The following is a 15,963-nucleotide window of genomic DNA, read 5'->3' as shown; positions in this document are numbered from 1 at the left end:
CGGAGCACGCTTTTTGCAAATAAAATCGTACCTTTGAAAAAATTTGCAACAACGTGATCAACTACCAGAAACATACGCTTCCGAACGGGCTGACGGTCGTCGTGAACCGCGACCGCTCGTCCAAACTGGCCGCCGTAAACCTGCTCTACAAGATCGGGGCCCGCAACGAGAATCCCTCCCGCACGGGCTTCGCCCACCTGTTCGAACATCTCATGTTCCGGGGCACGAAGGCGGTTCCCGACTTCGATACACCGGTACAGATGGCCTGCGGGGAGAACAACGCCTTCACCAACAACGACTACACGGACTTTTACATCACCCTGCCCAAGGACAACATCGAAACGGCCCTCTGGCTCGAAAGCGACCGCATGACGGGACTCGACATCTCGCAGGAAAACCTCGAAACCGAGAAACGGGTTGTCATCGAGGAGTATAAACAACGATACCTCAACCAACCCTACGGCGATATGTCGATGCTGTTGCGGGCCCTGGCCTACCGCGTGCATCCCTACCGGTGGGCGACGATCGGACTTTCGCCCGATCACATCGCCGGAGCCTCGCTCGACGAAGTGCGCGATTTCTACCGCCGTTTCTACCACCCGTCGAACGCCATTCTCTCCATCTCGGCAGATATCCCCGAAGAGCGGACGATCGCCCTGTGCGAAAAATGGTTCGACCCGATCGCGGACAATCCGCAACCTGCGGCATCGCTTCCGCAGGAACCGCCGCAAACCGAATCCCGACGGGAGGAGGTCGAACGCAACGTACCAGCCACGATGATCGTACTGGCTTACCACATAGGCTCGCGCACTTCTCCGGACTTCTTCCTGGGCGATATGACCTCCGACCTGCTGGCAGGCGGAGAATCGGGACGCCTCTATCAGCATCTGGTCAGAGAACAGCGGCTGCTGGGAAGCGTCAATGCCTACGTTTCCGGAGAAGTCGATCCGGGGCTTTTCGTCTTCACGGCCCAGTTGCTGCCCTCGACCACCGTCGAACAGGCCGAAGCAGCCCTGTTGCGTGAAATCGAAATCCTGCAAACGGAGAAGATCGACGAATACGAGCTGGAGAAGATCAAGAACAAATTCGAAGCGAATACCCTGTTCGGCGAGCTTAACGTGATGAACAAGGCGATGAACCTCGGCTTCTACGAGATGCTCGGCGATCTGCCCCTCATCAACCGGGAAGTGACGATCTACCGTTCGCAAACGGCCGAACAGATCGCCGACTTCAGCCGCCGCACGTTCCGTCCCGAAAATCGTTCCACCCTAATCTACCGAGCCAAACAATGAAACAACCGCCCCTGATCACTCCCCGCGAGGTCGATGTACCCCGCGCCCAGCGCCATACGCTCCCGAACGGAGCCTCCCTCTACGCCATTCCGTCCGACGATTTCGAAGTCCTGCGCTTCACGTTCGTCTTCCGCGCCGGATCGTCGATGCAGCACGCGCCTTTCGCAGCCTCCGCGACGGCCAATATGTTGAGCGAAGGCAGCCGCGACATGACGGCCCGGCAAATCGCCGAACGGCTCGATTTCCACGGTTCCTACTTCGAAGTCAATGTCGATCGGGACTACGTATATATCAGTTTCAGTTCGTTATCGAAATTTTTCGGCCCGACCCTCGAAGTCGCGGAACAAATCCTCCTGCAACCGCTTTTCCCGGAGGACGAATTGCGTGCCTATTGCGAAAAACGCAAGCAGACCCTCACGATCGAACGGCGCAAGGTCGATACCGTCGTGCGTGAAATCTTCGCCGAAGCTCTCTTCGGCGACAAACATCCCTACGGCATCTCCTATCCCGAGAAAGATTACGACACGCTCACGCGTGCAGACCTGGAATCACTCTACCGCCGACTCTATACGGCCGAAAACTGTCTGGTCGTATGCAGCGGCCGCATCGGGGAGGAGGAGTTGCAAGGCATCGGCGCCCTGGCCGAAAAACTCCCCCGTGCCGACCGCAGCGCCACAGCCGATTTTCCGGCTCCCCGCAGCGAAGCCTATCGTTTCGTCGAAAGGCCCGACGCCGTGCAATCCTCGCTGCGCGTAGGGCGTCTGCTCTTCACCCGCACACATCCCGATTTCGTCGGGATGCAGGTCGTCGCTACGGTACTGGGCGGCTATTTCGGCTCGCGGCTGATGCAAAACCTGCGCGGCGAGCACGGTTACACGTACGGCGTGGGTGCCGCCATGGTCAATTTCGAGCGGGAGGGTTACCTGGGAATCGCTGCCCAGGTCGGAGCCGAGGTGACGGCCCCGGCACTTCGGGAAATTTACAACGAAATCGAACGGCTGCGCCGGGAGCCGATGCCCGAAGAGGAACTTTCGCTGGTGAAGAACATCATGACGGGCGAGGTGATGCGCATCCTCGACGGACCGTTCGGCATCGCCGACGTGACGATCGAAAACCTCCTCTGCGGCACGAACAACGGTGTCATCGAAGAGAACATCCGCCGGATACAGGCAATCACCCCGGCCGAGGTACAACGGCTGGCCGTCAAATACCTCCGCCGCGAAGATCTTATCACGGCCGTCGTGGGAGCGGTCGATCCATTCACAAAATTATAATATGGATTCTCCCTCAAACGCATCCGCTCCGGCTTAAAAAGTCGGAGCGGATTATAATTTATTTATTATTTACTCATCCGTTTTAATCCGTTCTTTACCCTCGGTGCTATCCACCGATCGCAAAGGAACGTAGAACTTGGTTTGTGTCGGCGTATAAATGCCGAAAGTAATACCGGATACCAATAAATTCAGAAAACTCATATTCGTTTTCACGACATAATCCGGAGCTCCGCCGACATACTCCGCAGCTTCAACTTTTCCGTTTCCGACCGGGATCAATCCTGCAATCAAATGGTGATTCCATTCCCGATTTACCTGAACAAGCGGCTCATTACGCTCCACATTACCATAAAGGATTCGTGTGCTATAACACGAACTCAGTGTCAAAGCAAGGGCTCCAAATACCCCCCCCCATCAAAATTCTCTTCATAACATTTTGTTTTTTTAGGTTATTATACTGAAAATAGCATCATTTCTAATCATTCGGATAAATATGCTCCTCCACCCACCGTGTCAGTTCGACGAAATCGGCAACCGAAAGCTGCTCGGCACGCTGCGTGAAGAAGGGATGTTCCACCCCTCCGAAATCGCCGAAAGCCGCCCGCAGGGAGTTGCGCAACATCTTGCGGCGCTGGCCGAACGAGGCCTTGACCACGCGGACGAACAACCGTTCGTCGCAGTCGAGCCGGTCCACTCCGTTGCGGTGCAGACGCACGACGGCGCTCTTGACTTTGGGCGGCGGATTGAACACCGTTTCATTGACCGTAAACAGGTACTCTATGTCATACCATGCCTGCAACAACACGCTCAAGATGCCGTACTCCTTCGAGCCGGGAGGCTCCGCCAGACGCACGGCGACCTCTTTCTGGATCATCCCGACGCACTCCGGAATCAAGTCCCGGTTTTCGAGCACCTTGAAAAATATCTGGGACGAAATATTGTAAGGGAAATTGCCGATCACACGCAGTCCTTCGGGAAACAGCGTCCGCAAATCCATTTTCAGGAAATCGCCCTCCATAAGGCGGGGTGTAAATTCGGGATAATGCGCATGCAGATACGCCACGCTTTCGGAGTCTATTTCGGCGCCGTATGTCACGACATCCGTCCGTTTCAGCAAAAATCGGGTCAGAACACCCATGCCGCATCCCACCTCCAACACCGGACACGGTTTTTCGGACGTACCGCCGCCCAGCGAATCGCATATTTTGCGGGCAATATTGAGATCGACCAGAAAATGCTGGCCCAACGCTTTCTTCGCTCTTACTTCACTCATTCGTTTCGGTTGAATATCTTTCCCGGAGTCTCCATCCCGGACTCTTCCGGCACAGAGCCGATCTTCTCCGTCTCTGCCGACGGCGACCGCTTCGCGCCTACCGTCCGGCACCTCCCGGAGCGGACGCCCTCTTCGGCCGCTTATCGGAAGCGTCGTACCCTTTCTCCGAACACCGTCGGGTGCAGGACGCGCACCCGTTCGATTCCGCTCCGACCACAGAAACGGCCCGAAGCCGCATCCGTCGGCCGGCATATTTTCCTTCACCGGACCGGCTCTCGCCCAACGACACCCCTCTGCCCTGATTTACCGGCCGCAGAAAGCTTCGGACTGGCCTTTCGGACGACACAATCATCAGAGGTATTTCTTCACATCCTCGACATGCTTGCGAGGTTTCTTGTGAAATTCGTTGTAAAACATTGCGACGCCCGCGACGACGAAAAGCACCGGAATAATCAGGTTTGCATAATGACCGTCGTGCAAGCACCAAACGACATTGATCGTAAGCCACATGATCGTAGCCAGCATAAAAATCAACGCGACGGTCGCCGTCTTCTTGTTAAATTGTGCGTTCTTCTTTTTCATAGCTTCTCGATTTATGGTTAAACGATTCTCATTTGCTTTTTTTCCGCTCCCGCTCCCTGCGCCGATAATCCAGGATGAGGGCCGCCAGACTCCCGCCGAGCGCCAGCACCAAAAGTGCGCCTCCGGAGGTCGGATGTACGAACAGACATACGGCCATCACCACGATCATGATCGCTATGGATGCCATCAGTATTACCCTGAATCGCTGCAATCTATACCCCATATCTGCATAAGTTCGCGGGATTTCCCGCACTCTGTCTATAATAAGGAACTCTTCTGCCCGCCCCGTCAGTTGCCCTGTTCGCACATGAACTTGATACGTACCAGCCGGATCTCCTCCTCGGTATAGTCGCCGCCCAGCTCCTCGATCGCCTCGTCGAGCGAATCGCTCTGGGCATCCTCCTTGAAATAGAGGTAAATATCATTGGATTTATCCTCGTCGATCACCTGTTCGATGTAGTAGGAAATATCCAGTTTCGTTCCCGAATTGACAATCCCTTCGATCTCGGTCAGCAATTCGTCGAAATCGAGGTCTTTGGCCCGGGCGATATCCTCGAAATCCATCTTGCGGTCGATGGCCTGGATGATGAAAATCTTGTTGCCGGACTTGTTGCCCACCGACTTGACGATCATATCCTGCGGGCGGACGATCTCCTTCTCCTCCACATAGGTGCGGATCAGGCGGATGAACTCCTCGCCGAACTTGCGGGCCTTGCCCACACCCACGCCCGAGATGTTCTGCATCTCCTCGATGGTGATCGGGTACTGGATCGCCATATCTTCGAGCGACGGATCCTGGAAGATGACGAACGGAGGCAAATCATGCTGCCGCGCCACCTTCTTCCGCAAATCCTTGAGCATCGAGAACAGCTCCTCGTCGGCTGCCCCTCCTTTGCCCGTAGGAGCCACCGCATCGGTCTCTTTCTCCTCCTCGTCGTAGTCATGGTCGAGAGTTATATAGACCGGACGGGGTGCGGCGATGAACTCTTCTCCTTTGGCATTGATCGACAGCAATCCGTAATTTTCGATGTTCTTGTCGATAAGACCCATAATCAGCGCCTGGCGGATCACGGCTCCCCAATAACGGATGTCATGGTCCGCACCGGCCCCGAACCATTCGCTCTTGTTGTGTCCGTAACTCTTAATCAACGCGGTATTCTTACCGACCAGCACGCTGGCCAGGTAATCCGCCTTGAACTTGTCCCCCAGGTCGCGCAACGCCTCGAGCGCCATGCGAAGCGACGCCTGGGCGTCGATCTTGGGTTTGGGGTGGAGGCAGTTGTCGCAGCAGCCGCAGTTCTCCTCGGGATATTCCTCCCCGAAATAGTGCAGCAGCGTCTTGCGACGGCACATCGAACTTTCGGCGTACGACACGGTTTCGAGCAGCAGCAGCTTGCCGATCTCCTGCTCGGCCACCGGCTTGCCCTGCATGAACTTCTCCAGCTTCTGAATATCCTTATAACTATAAAAGGTAAGGCAGTGTCCGTCGCCGCCGTCGCGTCCCGCACGCCCCGTCTCCTGATAATATCCCTCCAGAGACTTGGGAATATCGTAATGGATCACATAGCGCACGTCGGGTTTGTCGATACCCATGCCGAAAGCGATCGTGGCCACGATCACGTCGGCCCGCTCCATCAGGAAGTCGTCCTGGTTGGCCGCACGTGTCTGGGCATCCATACCGGCGTGATAGGCCAAAGCCCGGATTCCGTTGGCTACGAGCAATTCCGTAAGCTCCTCGACCTTCTTGCGGCTCAGGCAGTAGATGATGCCGCTCTTGCCCTCGTGCTGCTTGATGTAACGGATAATCTCCCGGTCCACATCGTGCTTGGGCCGGATTTCGTAATACAAGTTGGGGCGGTTGAACGACGACTTGAATACCGAAGCGTCGCTCATACCCAGGTTTTTCTGGATGTCCATCTGCACCTTGGGCGTAGCCGTCGCCGTCAGGGCGATCAGGGGCGCCGTGCCGATTTCGTTGATGATCGGACGGATGCGGCGGTACTCCGGACGGAAATCGTGCCCCCACTCCGAAATACAGTGCGCCTCGTCGATGGCGTAGAACGAAACCTTGACCTTGCGCAGAAACGCCACGTTGTCCTCTTTGGTGAGCGACTCCGGAGCGAAGTAGAGCAGCTTGGTCCGCCCCTCCAACACATCGTTGCGCACCTGCGCGACAGCGCTCTTGTTCAGGGAAGAGTTCAGGAAGTGAGCGATTCCCGCATCGTTAGAATAGGTGCGCATGGCATCCACCTGATTTTTCATCAGGGCGATCAGCGGCGATATGACGATCGCCACGCCGTCCATCAGCAGGGCGGGCAACTGGTAACACAAGGACTTGCCGCCGCCGGTAGGCATCAGCACGAACGTATCTTTTCCACTCAACACATTGCGAATCACGGCTTCCTGATTCCCCTTGAATGAAGAGAAGCCGAAATATTCTTTCAGTTTCTCGCGCAGCAGGGAATCTTCATTTTGCTTCATAACTCTTCTCAAACACAAATTTCAATGTAAAGATAAAAATAATTCGGAAAAAAACATAACTTTGTAAAAAAATTTCATAAAAAATGCGTCTTTACACCAGCGAGCTCGTCAAGAAATACAAAGCCCGCACCGTGGTGAACCACGTTTCGATCGACGTGAACCAGGGTGAGATCGTGGGTCTTCTGGGCCCGAACGGAGCCGGCAAGACCACGACGTTCTATATGATCGTCGGCCTGATCAAACCCAACGAAGGCCAGATCTTTCTCGAAGACGACAACGGCCAGGTAGCCGAACTCACCAAAGAGCCCGTCTATCGCCGGGCCCAAATGGGTGTGGGGTATTTGGCGCAGGAGGCCTCGGTTTTCCGCCGTTTGAGCGTCGAGGATAACATCAAGGCCGTTCTGGAGATGACCGATCTGAAAAAGGACGAACAGGCCGCACGCTGCGAAGCGCTGATCGAAGAGTTCCGCCTTCAGAAAGTACGCAAGAGCCTCGGCATCCAGCTGTCGGGCGGCGAGCGGCGACGCACCGAAATCGCCCGTGCCGTAGCGATCAACCCGGCCTTCATCCTGCTCGACGAACCGTTCGCAGGCGTCGATCCGATCGCTGTCGAAGACATCCAGAGCATCGTCGCTACGCTGAAGAACAAGAATATCGGCGTCATCATCACCGACCACAACGTCGATGAAACGCTGGCCATCACCGACCGTACCTACCTGCTGTTCGAGGGTAAAATCCTCAAGGCGGGTTCGGCCGAGGAGCTGGCTGCCGACCCGATGGTCCGCAAGGTCTATCTGGGACAGCACTTCGAACTGCGGCGCAGTCCGACGCTCGACAAACTCCGCAAGGGACAGCCCGCGAACGCAGCCGAAGAGAAGCCGTCCGAGGAGAAGCCGTCCGAGGAGAAATAGACCGTGCCCGCCTTCTGCCGGGCAATGTCCGGCGGATCGGCCTCGCGGAATCCGACTCCGGCTTACGACGGTGCGACCCCGCGCCACACCGGAATCCGGAACCGTTTTCCGCCTGCGGCAAACGCCCCTTCCGGCAAAACCGGGAACTCCGAAACGAAGTCCGGAAAGGATTGCGGACTCACAACCGATTCCGGGAGCGTATCCCGAAAAAAAACGAACAGACAACCATTTTCGAACACCGGTTTGCATCGTACAGTTCGCGCGAATCATTCCGGCTTCGGGAAATGGAAAGCGAAACAACGACTTTTTGACACGTGCCGCAACGGACGTAAACTCCGACCTGCCGCACCGAAAAATACAGTAATTATCCGTCTATGGATCAATCCGTTCCTCCGGGGAGGGTTCGAGGCATTTGCATTCCCCCATGTTCTAAAAGTTACGCACAGCGCGCCCTGGCCGCCTCGCTGCTGGCCGAAGGTACTTCCCGGCTGCATAACATCGAATTTTGCGACGATACCCGTTCGGCCATCCGCTGCATCGAGGCGCTCGGTGCCCGGGTACGGCGCACCGGAGAGCGCACGCTCGAAATCGACGGCGGCCTCTCCCCCGCAGGCGACAGACTCTACGTCGGCCAGTCGGGGCTTTCCACCCGGCTCTTCACCCCGATCGCATCCCTCTGCGACACGCCGATCGGAGTGGTGGGCGAAGGACCGCTGCTACACCGCTCGTTCCGGACGATGATCCGCACGCTCCGGGCACTGGGCGTCCGGGTTCACGACCGCAACGACCATCTCCCCCTCCATATCCAAGGTCCGATCCGGGGCGGCGAGGTTCAGATAGAGGGGCTGGTTTCCTCCCAGTTCATCACAGGGCTGCTGCTGGCCCTGCCGATCGCCGAAGAGGAGACGACGATTCACGTGCCCCACGTAATATCGACCCCCTATATCGACATCACGATCGACACGGCCGAGCGCTTCGGCATCGAAATCCTGCATAAAGACTATAAAGAATTCTACGTGGCCGGAGGACAACGCTACCGGCCTGCGGAGTTCGAAATCGAGAGCGACTGGAGCGCGGCCGCCTTCCTGCTGGTAGCGGGGGCCGTCGCGGGCGAAGTGACGATCCGCAACCTCTCGGTACTCTCCCGACAGGCCGACACAGCCGTTATGACTGCCCTCGTTCGGGCCGGCGCATCCGTCATCGACGAGGGCGATACGATCACCGTCGCACACCGTCCGCTGCAAGCCTTCTCATTCGACGCGACCCAATGTCCGGGGCTTTTCCCGGCCCTGGCCGCCCTGGCCGCTTCAGCCGAGGGGACGAGCGTCATCAAAGGAACCTCCCGGCTGGAGAACAAGGAGGGCAACCGCGCCGAGTCGATCCGCGAGGAGTACGCCAAACTCGGCATCGAGGTCGATCTCGACGAAGAGGATACGATGAAAATCCGGGGCGGACGAATCCGGGGCGGACACGTGCACAGCCACGACGACCATCGCATCGCCATGTCGCTCGCGGTAGCGGCTCTGAACGCCGACACCCCCGTCGTTATCGAAAATCCCGCATGCGTGGCCAAGAGCTTTCCCGACTTCTTCGAACGGCTCGAATCCCTGCGTACTGCGGAATAAACGGACCGACTATGCCGACACGCCGGGAAATCATCGCACGGATCGAAACGCCGCTCACCGCCCTCTACGGCGAGCGCGAAGCGCGGCAAATCGCCCGGATCATTGTAATGGAACTCGGCGGGCTCTGCCTGACCGACCTGGTCGCCGAGCCGGACAAAGAGCTCGGAATCAATGAGCTTGACCGGATCATCGGCGAACTGGCCGCCGGCCGTCCCCTGCAATACGTGCTGGGACACACCGAATTTTACGGGCTCGACTTTCAGGTGCGGGAAGGGGTGCTGATCCCCCGTCCCGAAACCGAAGAGCTGGTCCGCTGGATCGCCGAATCCCCCGCTCCGGACAATCCCGCCGTACTCGACGTCGGCACCGGCAGCGGCTGCATCGCCGTCACACTGGCCCGGCTGATTCCGGGCGCCCGTGTCACAGCTGTCGATATTTCCGAAAAAGCCCTCTCCATCGCCCGCGAAAATGCCCGGAGGCTCGACGCAGAAGTGGATTTCCGACAAGGCGACGCCCTCGGGGAGCTATTCCCCGGACAACGGGAACAGTTCGACCTGATCGTTTCCAATCCCCCCTATATCCCCCGCAGAGAAAAAGCCTCGATGCGCGTGAATGTCACGGGTTACGAACCGGCGGAGGCGCTCTTCGTCGAGGACGACGATCCGCTGATTTTCTACCGGGCCATCGCCCGCAATGCCCGGCGGCTGCTCCGTCCCGGCGGACGGCTCTATTTCGAGATCCACGAGAACTTCGCGGACGAAACGCTCCGGATGCTGACCCGGGAAGGGTTTCCGGATACCGCCGTGCGCCGCGACCTGAACGACAAAAACCGCATGACATGCAGCCTGCAAAGAAGATAAAACGCGACAAAACGCCCGAACAGGCTTATGCGGCCTTAATCCGGCTCTGTGCCCGGAGCGAAAAATCCTCGGGCGATGCCCTGCGGCTGATGCAGCGCTGGGGCGTGGAGCCTTCGGCCCGGCAGGGCGTGCTGCAAAAGCTCCTCGCCGACCGATTCATCGACGACAACCGCTACGCCGAAGCCTTCGTGCGCGACAAAATCCGACTGAGCGGCTGGGGCGCCCGCAAGATCCGCACCTCGCTCCGGCTCAAAGGCATCGCCGCAGCGATCATCGATGAAGCTCTTGCCCGACTGGATCCGGCGAACCAGTCCGAACGGCTGCGGACACAGCTCGAAAAAAAGCTCCGACTGACCCGATACAAAGATACTTACGATTTGAAAACCAAACTGATCCGCTACGGCCTTTCGCTCGGATACGACTACGACGCCGTACTCGATGCCGCCGGCGAATTGATCCAAACAAACGACGAACCATGCGACGACTTCTGATCTCCGCGCTGCTGCTGTGCAGCGCTCCCGTTTCGGCCCAGCACCTCGCCCCGGAAGATTACATCTTTCCCCTGCGAGACGTGGCCGGGCTTTACTCCGCCAACTTCGGCGAAATGCGTCCCAACCACTTCCATTCGGGCATAGACATCAAAACCGACGGCGTAACGGGAAAACCCGTACTCGCCACGGCCGACGGATATATCTCACGCATCGCCGTCACGCCGGGCGGCTATGGACGCGCCATCTACATCACCCATCCCAACGGCACGACTTCCGTATATGGGCACCTCTCGAAGTTCCGCGACGACATCGAAAAATACGTACACGAGGAGCGTTACCGCACCCGGCGAAACAGCATCAATCTCTATCCCCCGGCCGACCGGTTTCCGCTCAAGCAGGGCGAACAGTTCGCCTGGTCGGGAAATACAGGCTCGTCCGCAGGCCCGCACCTGCATTTCGAGATCCGCGACTCCCGCACGCAGCGGACCCTCAACACCATTTCCAGCGGCGTGATCCGCACCCGCGACGACATTCCGCCGCGCCTGGTGAAACTCTACTACGTCGAGGTGGACAGCGTGCGCGGTGTCCCGGTGCACGCCCGGCCCCGCCCCGTCGAGCTGGTCGAAAAAACACCCGGACGCTATGCGCTCAAACAGGAAGGAGCACTCTCCGTCGGCGGCCGAGGTTACTTCATCCTGGAGACGACCGACCGCAAAAACGACGTATCCAACACATTCGGACTCTGGCGCATACGTGAATTTGCAGACGAAGATCCGATCTTCGAACTTCGTATCGACGGCTTCGCCTTCGACCAGACCCGCTACTGCAACGCCGTCACCCACTACCCCATGCAGGTCGCCTCGCGCAACGAAGTGATCCGCCTCACCCGACTCGACGGCTGCATCGACGATTTCTACCCCGTCTTGAAAAACCAGGCCCTGCTGACTCCTTCGGAAGGCCAGAGCCAGCAGATCCGCATCGAAGCCGAAGACGACAGCGGCAACCGTTCGATACTCGAATTCCGGACGATCCGACAGCCTGCGCAGCGGGATTTTCGCGCCGTATGCGATTCGACGGCTCTCATCGTCGATAACCGCCGGCCCTTCTCGCATACAGCGGGAGAGGCATCGGTTCACATCCCCGCCGGCGTCTTCTACGAACCGCTCTTTTTCAGTCAGTCGAGCCGCCCGGCCCAATTCGCCGCCGCACCGTCGGTCGCCGTCCTCTCTCCCCTCTATTCGATCCTCGATTACGACACGCCTCTGCATACGGCGGCTACGGTTACGATCCGGGCATATGTTCCTCAGAACTTACAACCCCACACCACCCTGGGTTTCGTCCGCAAAGGGAAGGTTTCCTATGCCGGAGGAAAATATAAAAACGGCGCCGTCACCCTTTCGACCCGCACATTGGGCGACTTCTGCGTGGTGGCCGACACCGTTCCGCCACGCATCGAGCCCCGCTTCAAAGCCGGAGAGCCGATCAGAACGCGCAGCATCACCTTCCGCCTGCGAGACAACTTCTCCGGCATAGGCAGCTATACGGCCACACTCGACGGGGAGTGGATCCTGCTCGAACGCAATCCGATGCAGGGCACCATTACCCACACCTTCGACGACTCCCGCACCCCGAAAGGCCGGAGCTACACGCTCCAACTGACCGTCACGGACAACTGTGGCAACAAAACCGTCTGGAAACGGACGATAACCCGATAACAATACCGATATTTACATACTTCAGACACTGCCCGCAACATTCAGACGGCCGACCGGAAAATCGGCCAGAGCTTTTTTCAGACAACGCACTGCCGGATTACACGGCTCCGTTCATCTTCGGTCCCTGGCGAATCCTCTCACAAGCCCGGCACACCATGACAACGAAAGATCCGCTAAACAGTTATTGTTTAGCGGATCTTTCATCGTTTTTCTCAAGTGATTCCGGAGCGGTTCGAACGCTCGACCCACAGCTTAGAAGGCTGTTGCTCTATCCAACTGAGCTACGGAACCATCGTTTGCAGCACATAATCGCACAGCGCAGCAAAGGTAATACAAAATCCTCGCTTATGCAAGCAACACGACAAGTTTTACCTCTTATCCAGCAAGGTATCAAATAGTTAATACAACACAACGGAAAAAATAGTTCGCACCCAAAATTCCAGCACTTTTTCCTTTTATCTCCGAACCGTACACCGACAAAACAACATTTCCGCACATCAAAATTTCACACAATTAATATTCTGAAAAACAACACACTACAAACATCCCCCTCTTTACACACAAAAACTTTTCACCCAAATTACAACGAATATAATTTTCGATCCGGCCGTCGGCCGTTGCAGAAAAACTTTGTTTTGTGGAACTTTGCGGTGGCAATACCCCAGAGCGTGTTGTGTATTAGGAAACATTCACTAACTTTGCAGTGCCGTCCCCGACGGATGGCGACATATTGTTTAGTGAAAGTGTTTCGCTAATCCTTGACGATAAAATTTGGCGATTTTAAGGAAACAAGGATAGGCAATACAGACACTCATCACCGTGTATAGCTATATCGGTTCTCGATATACTATTCGGTGTGGGGTATTGTTTATTTGTTTCCGGGCCACGCCAAATGCCTGTCGTCAGATAAACGAACGACTCCACACTTTTTTTGTTCAAACCACCGCAGCAGGAGCCGATACGGTAAGTAGCAGGAATGATCAAATTTCTACTTATTAAATAATCTTATTATGAAAAAACTCTTTTTATTCGCAATCGCCGTACTGCTTGTCTGCGGCTGTACCGACAGCGGTATCGATGAAACGCCCTACGGAGGATCGGATAACACCGAGAACCCCGGCGACGGTAACGACTCGGAGGATGAAAAACCGGACATTCCGGAATATTCGATCAACGGAAGCGTGCAGAAAGGGCAGTTCATCCAAGGCTCTGTCGTCACTATCCAGGAGCTGAACGAACGACTGCAACCGACCGGTAAAAGTTACCAAACGCAGATTCTCGACGACATGGGCTCGTTCGAACTTACATCGGATATTGACAGCCGCTACGTAGAGATCATCGCCGAGGGTTTCTATTTCAACGAAGTGACAGGCAATCTTTCCGATGCCCCGCTGACCCTGCGGTCTCTGTCCGACCTTGCAATGGAAGGAAAGTCGAACGTCAATTTGCTCACTTCGCTGGAAACGCCCCGCATCAAGTACCTTGTTTTGAACGAGGGCCGGACCATTCCGGATGCACGCCGGACGGCCGAGCAGGAAGTGCTCCGATCGTTCTGCATCCCGCAAGACGAACTTCCCTCGCCGGAAGGCTTCGACAAGATGGACATCGCCCGTCCGGGTGTCGGCAACGCCATCCTGCTGGCTATTTCCGCCACGCTGCAACACGGACGAACGGTTGCCCAACTCTCGGAAATCGTTTCCAAAATCGCGACAGACATCGAGGTGAACGGACAGATCAAAGACGAAGCCCTGCTCGCAGCCGTACGGAGCAACGGTATGGGGATTAAACCTGCGAGAGTTACGAGAAATTTGGAACGACGTTATGAAGAACTCTCCATTACGGATTATGCAATTCCACCGTTCGACGAGTACTTGGATATTGACGGCAACGGAGTGATCGACAAACTGGATGATTGGTTCGACCATCCGTTTGAAGAAAGGTTTGAACTGATTTTCGAACCGTACGATATCGAAATGCGCAGCTTCAACGTGCAAGTCACCCCAAATTTCAATGATACATGGTATTATGTGGGAATCACCACTGCCTCGTATTTCGATTCTTACGACGACTGGCGCCAATTTATCCAAGATATGACCCCAGAGAACTCATACTCGCCGAGCTTATATATGGATAGAGAAATATTGCAAATAAATTGTATTCCGGGAACAGAATATGTAATTTATGGATTCCTCGACACCAATGATTTTCCAAATAATATATTCATTGCTCGCGTGACGAGCAAACCCCTGCCGCGCAATATGAACGCTACCGTGCAGGCGGAATGGCAACTCTATGACGGGACGGCTCTGGAAACACTCTACCCAGATATTTACAAAGGGGCAAGCGACCATCGGGTATTTATCTTCCAGGTTACCCCGACAAGCCCTGAAACAATCCATACATGGGGCCTTCTGCATGTCGCACGATCAACACAACTGAATCTTTCAGATATGCAGATCCTCGACTATCTCGAAACCGGCACATTGTTCGGCTGGAAAAATGTCGAAAATGGTTATTATTTCCTCCCCGCCGAAATGGAAACATTCGGATTCTACTATTGCGGACAGGATGAAAGCGGCGCCTGGGGCGAATTATACTACGAAGAATTAACCTTCACCGAAGACGATCTGTGCGATCCGAAGAGTGCTCCAAACTCGGGATTTATCAACGGCAAATCGGCGGTTACGCCAAACCGTACCGCCCTGATCGCAACCGCCTTCACTGCACCTGTCCGCTTCTGCAAAGCAGCCGAATACGGCCGGACACCCCATCTTTTACCAAATTGATCCATTTTGTTTCCCGGCAGATTTGGCAATTCGGTTTTTTGTTTCTACCTTTGCTCCCCTGAAAGCCCCGAAAAGTGGGTAGCGTTTATTAATTTCATTAAAAATTTTATAGCAAATGGCTGTTAAAATTCGTCTGGCACGCCACGGTAAGAAAGGTTTCGCTTTCTACCACATCGTTGCCGCAGATAGCAGAGCGCCACGTGATGGTAAATTCATCGAGAAATTGGGTACCTACAATCCCAATACGAATCCTGCTACGATCGATCTGAACTTCGAGAAAGCTCTGGATTGGTTACTCAAAGGCGCACAACCCACCGACACCTGTCGGGCGATCCTCTCCTACAAAGGCGTAATGTACAAGAAGCACCTGCTGGGCGGTGTCGCTAAAGGTGCATTCTCCGAGTCGGACGCCGAGGCCAAATTCAACAAATGGCTGAGCGAGAAGCAGACCAAGATCGAGAACAAGACCAACAAACTGGCGTCGGACGCTAAATCGGCCGAGAAGAGCCGTCTGGCCGCCGAGACCAAAATCAAGGAAGAGCGCGCAGCCGCTCTCGCCGAGAAGAAAGCCGCTGCCGAAGCTGCCGCACGTGAGGCCGCCGAAGCTGCCGCTGCCGAATCGGCTGAAGCAGCAGCTCCCGCAGAGGGAGAAGCTCCTGCCGAGGCATAGTTA

The 15,963-nt window shown here is 55.9% G+C and carries 14 protein-coding genes and 1 tRNA gene; 9 read left to right on the top strand and 6 right to left on the bottom strand.

Translation table 11 applies throughout. The features are described 5' to 3' along the window. Positions 1-53: 53 nt before the first annotated feature. A complete protein-coding gene (locus ALIPUT_RS06095) occupies positions 54-1,292 on the top strand; it encodes a M16 family metallopeptidase (protein WP_004328898.1) in 1,239 nt (412 codons plus the stop codon). Beyond that, complete coding sequence (locus tag ALIPUT_RS06090; RefSeq protein ID WP_004328897.1) at positions 1,289-2,566, top strand: M16 family metallopeptidase; 1,278 nt, start codon at positions 1,289-1,291, stop codon at positions 2,564-2,566. Before ALIPUT_RS06095 ends, ALIPUT_RS06090 begins: the two co-directional genes overlap by 4 nt. A gap of 69 nt (positions 2,567-2,635) precedes the next feature. Here ALIPUT_RS06090 and ALIPUT_RS12115 read toward each other — a convergent pair whose 3' ends face one another. The 5 genes from ALIPUT_RS12115 to recQ all read right to left on the bottom strand — a co-directional run bounded on the left by ALIPUT_RS12115 (position 2,636) and on the right by recQ (position 6,902). Further along, on the bottom strand, positions 2,636-2,908 hold the full coding sequence (locus ALIPUT_RS12115) for a Bor family protein (protein ID WP_004328896.1): 273 nt from the start codon (positions 2,906-2,908) through the stop codon (positions 2,636-2,638). 133 nt (positions 2,909-3,041) lie between these two features. After that, entirely contained in the window at positions 3,042-3,839 is a 798-nt protein-coding gene (gene rsmA, locus ALIPUT_RS06080; RefSeq protein WP_040293538.1) for a 16S rRNA (adenine(1518)-N(6)/adenine(1519)-N(6))-dimethyltransferase RsmA, read from the bottom strand. Between the two features lie 351 nt (positions 3,840-4,190). After that, on the bottom strand, positions 4,191-4,421 hold the full coding sequence (locus ALIPUT_RS06075; RefSeq protein ID WP_004328893.1) for a hypothetical protein: 231 nt from the start codon (positions 4,419-4,421) through the stop codon (positions 4,191-4,193). Between the two features lie 28 nt (positions 4,422-4,449). Continuing rightward, a complete protein-coding gene (locus ALIPUT_RS12775) occupies positions 4,450-4,644 on the bottom strand; it encodes a hypothetical protein (protein WP_147554464.1) in 195 nt (64 codons plus the stop codon). A 65-nt stretch (positions 4,645-4,709) separates the two neighbouring features. Next, the gene (gene recQ / locus ALIPUT_RS06070; RefSeq protein WP_004328891.1) at positions 4,710-6,902 is read right to left on the bottom strand and encodes a DNA helicase RecQ; all 2,193 of its coding nucleotides are present in this window, start codon (positions 6,900-6,902) and stop codon (positions 4,710-4,712) included. Positions 6,903-6,985: 83 nt separating this feature from the next. Between recQ and lptB the strand changes: the two genes are divergently transcribed. From lptB to ALIPUT_RS06045, 5 genes are all read left to right on the top strand, one after another. Next, complete coding sequence (gene lptB / locus ALIPUT_RS06065) at positions 6,986-7,813, top strand: LPS export ABC transporter ATP-binding protein (protein WP_004328890.1); 828 nt, start codon at positions 6,986-6,988, stop codon at positions 7,811-7,813. 374 nt (positions 7,814-8,187) lie between these two features. Beyond that, positions 8,188-9,438, top strand: a complete 1,251-nt coding sequence (aroA, locus tag ALIPUT_RS06060; protein ID WP_004328887.1) for a 3-phosphoshikimate 1-carboxyvinyltransferase — start codon at positions 8,188-8,190, stop codon at positions 9,436-9,438. Positions 9,439-9,449: 11 nt separating this feature from the next. Then, positions 9,450-10,298: a peptide chain release factor N(5)-glutamine methyltransferase gene (prmC, locus tag ALIPUT_RS06055; RefSeq protein ID WP_004328886.1), complete on the top strand. Its 849-nt coding sequence runs from the start codon at positions 9,450-9,452 to the stop codon at positions 10,296-10,298. Further along, positions 10,277-10,789 (top strand): regulatory protein RecX, encoded by a 513-nt coding sequence (locus ALIPUT_RS06050; protein ID WP_004328885.1) that lies wholly within the window; start codon positions 10,277-10,279, stop codon positions 10,787-10,789. Before prmC ends, ALIPUT_RS06050 begins: the two co-directional genes overlap by 22 nt. Continuing rightward, complete coding sequence (locus ALIPUT_RS06045; RefSeq protein WP_004328884.1) at positions 10,774-12,504, top strand: M23 family metallopeptidase; 1,731 nt, start codon at positions 10,774-10,776, stop codon at positions 12,502-12,504. The genes ALIPUT_RS06050 and ALIPUT_RS06045 overlap by 16 nt, the downstream gene beginning before the upstream one ends. Before the next feature lie 217 nt (positions 12,505-12,721). Here ALIPUT_RS06045 and ALIPUT_RS06040 read toward each other — a convergent pair. Beyond that, positions 12,722-12,795, bottom strand: a tRNA-Arg gene (locus tag ALIPUT_RS06040). 719 nt (positions 12,796-13,514) lie between these two features. Here ALIPUT_RS06040 and ALIPUT_RS06035 point away from each other — a divergent pair. After that, complete coding sequence (locus ALIPUT_RS06035) at positions 13,515-15,290, top strand: hypothetical protein (protein WP_004328882.1); 1,776 nt, start codon at positions 13,515-13,517, stop codon at positions 15,288-15,290. A gap of 115 nt (positions 15,291-15,405) precedes the next feature. Beyond that, complete coding sequence (locus ALIPUT_RS06030) at positions 15,406-15,960, top strand: 30S ribosomal protein S16 (protein ID WP_004328881.1); 555 nt, start codon at positions 15,406-15,408, stop codon at positions 15,958-15,960. The last annotated feature ends 3 nt before the right edge of the window (positions 15,961-15,963 follow it).

This window comes from Alistipes putredinis DSM 17216 (assembly GCF_000154465.1).
Classification (GTDB): Bacteria; Bacteroidota; Bacteroidia; order Bacteroidales; family Rikenellaceae; genus Alistipes; species Alistipes putredinis.
Note: the sequence above shows the minus strand (reverse complement) of the source record. Positions and strands in the feature narration are given on the sequence as shown.

Excerpts from the sequence above, each read along its gene's own strand:
- ALIPUT_RS06090 (WP_004328897.1), top strand. The coding sequence starts at position 1,289 with ATGAAACAACCGCCCCTGATCACTCCCCGCGAGGTCGATGTACCCCGC.
- ALIPUT_RS06035 (WP_004328882.1), top strand. The coding sequence starts at position 13,515 with ATGAAAAAACTCTTTTTATTCGCAATCGCCGTACTGCTTGTCTGCGGC.
- lptB (WP_004328890.1), top strand. The coding sequence starts at position 6,986 with ATGCGTCTTTACACCAGCGAGCTCGTCAAGAAATACAAAGCCCGCACC.
- ALIPUT_RS06050 (WP_004328885.1), top strand. The coding sequence starts at position 10,277 with ATGCAGCCTGCAAAGAAGATAAAACGCGACAAAACGCCCGAACAGGCT.
- ALIPUT_RS06045 (WP_004328884.1), top strand. The coding sequence starts at position 10,774 with ATGCGACGACTTCTGATCTCCGCGCTGCTGCTGTGCAGCGCTCCCGTT.
- ALIPUT_RS06030 (WP_004328881.1), top strand. The coding sequence starts at position 15,406 with ATGGCTGTTAAAATTCGTCTGGCACGCCACGGTAAGAAAGGTTTCGCT.
- recQ (WP_004328891.1), bottom strand. The coding sequence starts at position 6,902 with ATGAAGCAAAATGAAGATTCCCTGCTGCGCGAGAAACTGAAAGAATAT.
- ALIPUT_RS06075 (WP_004328893.1), bottom strand. The coding sequence starts at position 4,421 with ATGAAAAAGAAGAACGCACAATTTAACAAGAAGACGGCGACCGTCGCG.
- rsmA (WP_040293538.1), bottom strand. The coding sequence starts at position 3,839 with ATGAGTGAAGTAAGAGCGAAGAAAGCGTTGGGCCAGCATTTTCTGGTC.
- aroA (WP_004328887.1), top strand. The coding sequence starts at position 8,188 with ATGGATCAATCCGTTCCTCCGGGGAGGGTTCGAGGCATTTGCATTCCC.
- ALIPUT_RS12775 (WP_147554464.1), bottom strand. The coding sequence starts at position 4,644 with ATGGGGTATAGATTGCAGCGATTCAGGGTAATACTGATGGCATCCATA.
- prmC (WP_004328886.1), top strand. The coding sequence starts at position 9,450 with ATGCCGACACGCCGGGAAATCATCGCACGGATCGAAACGCCGCTCACC.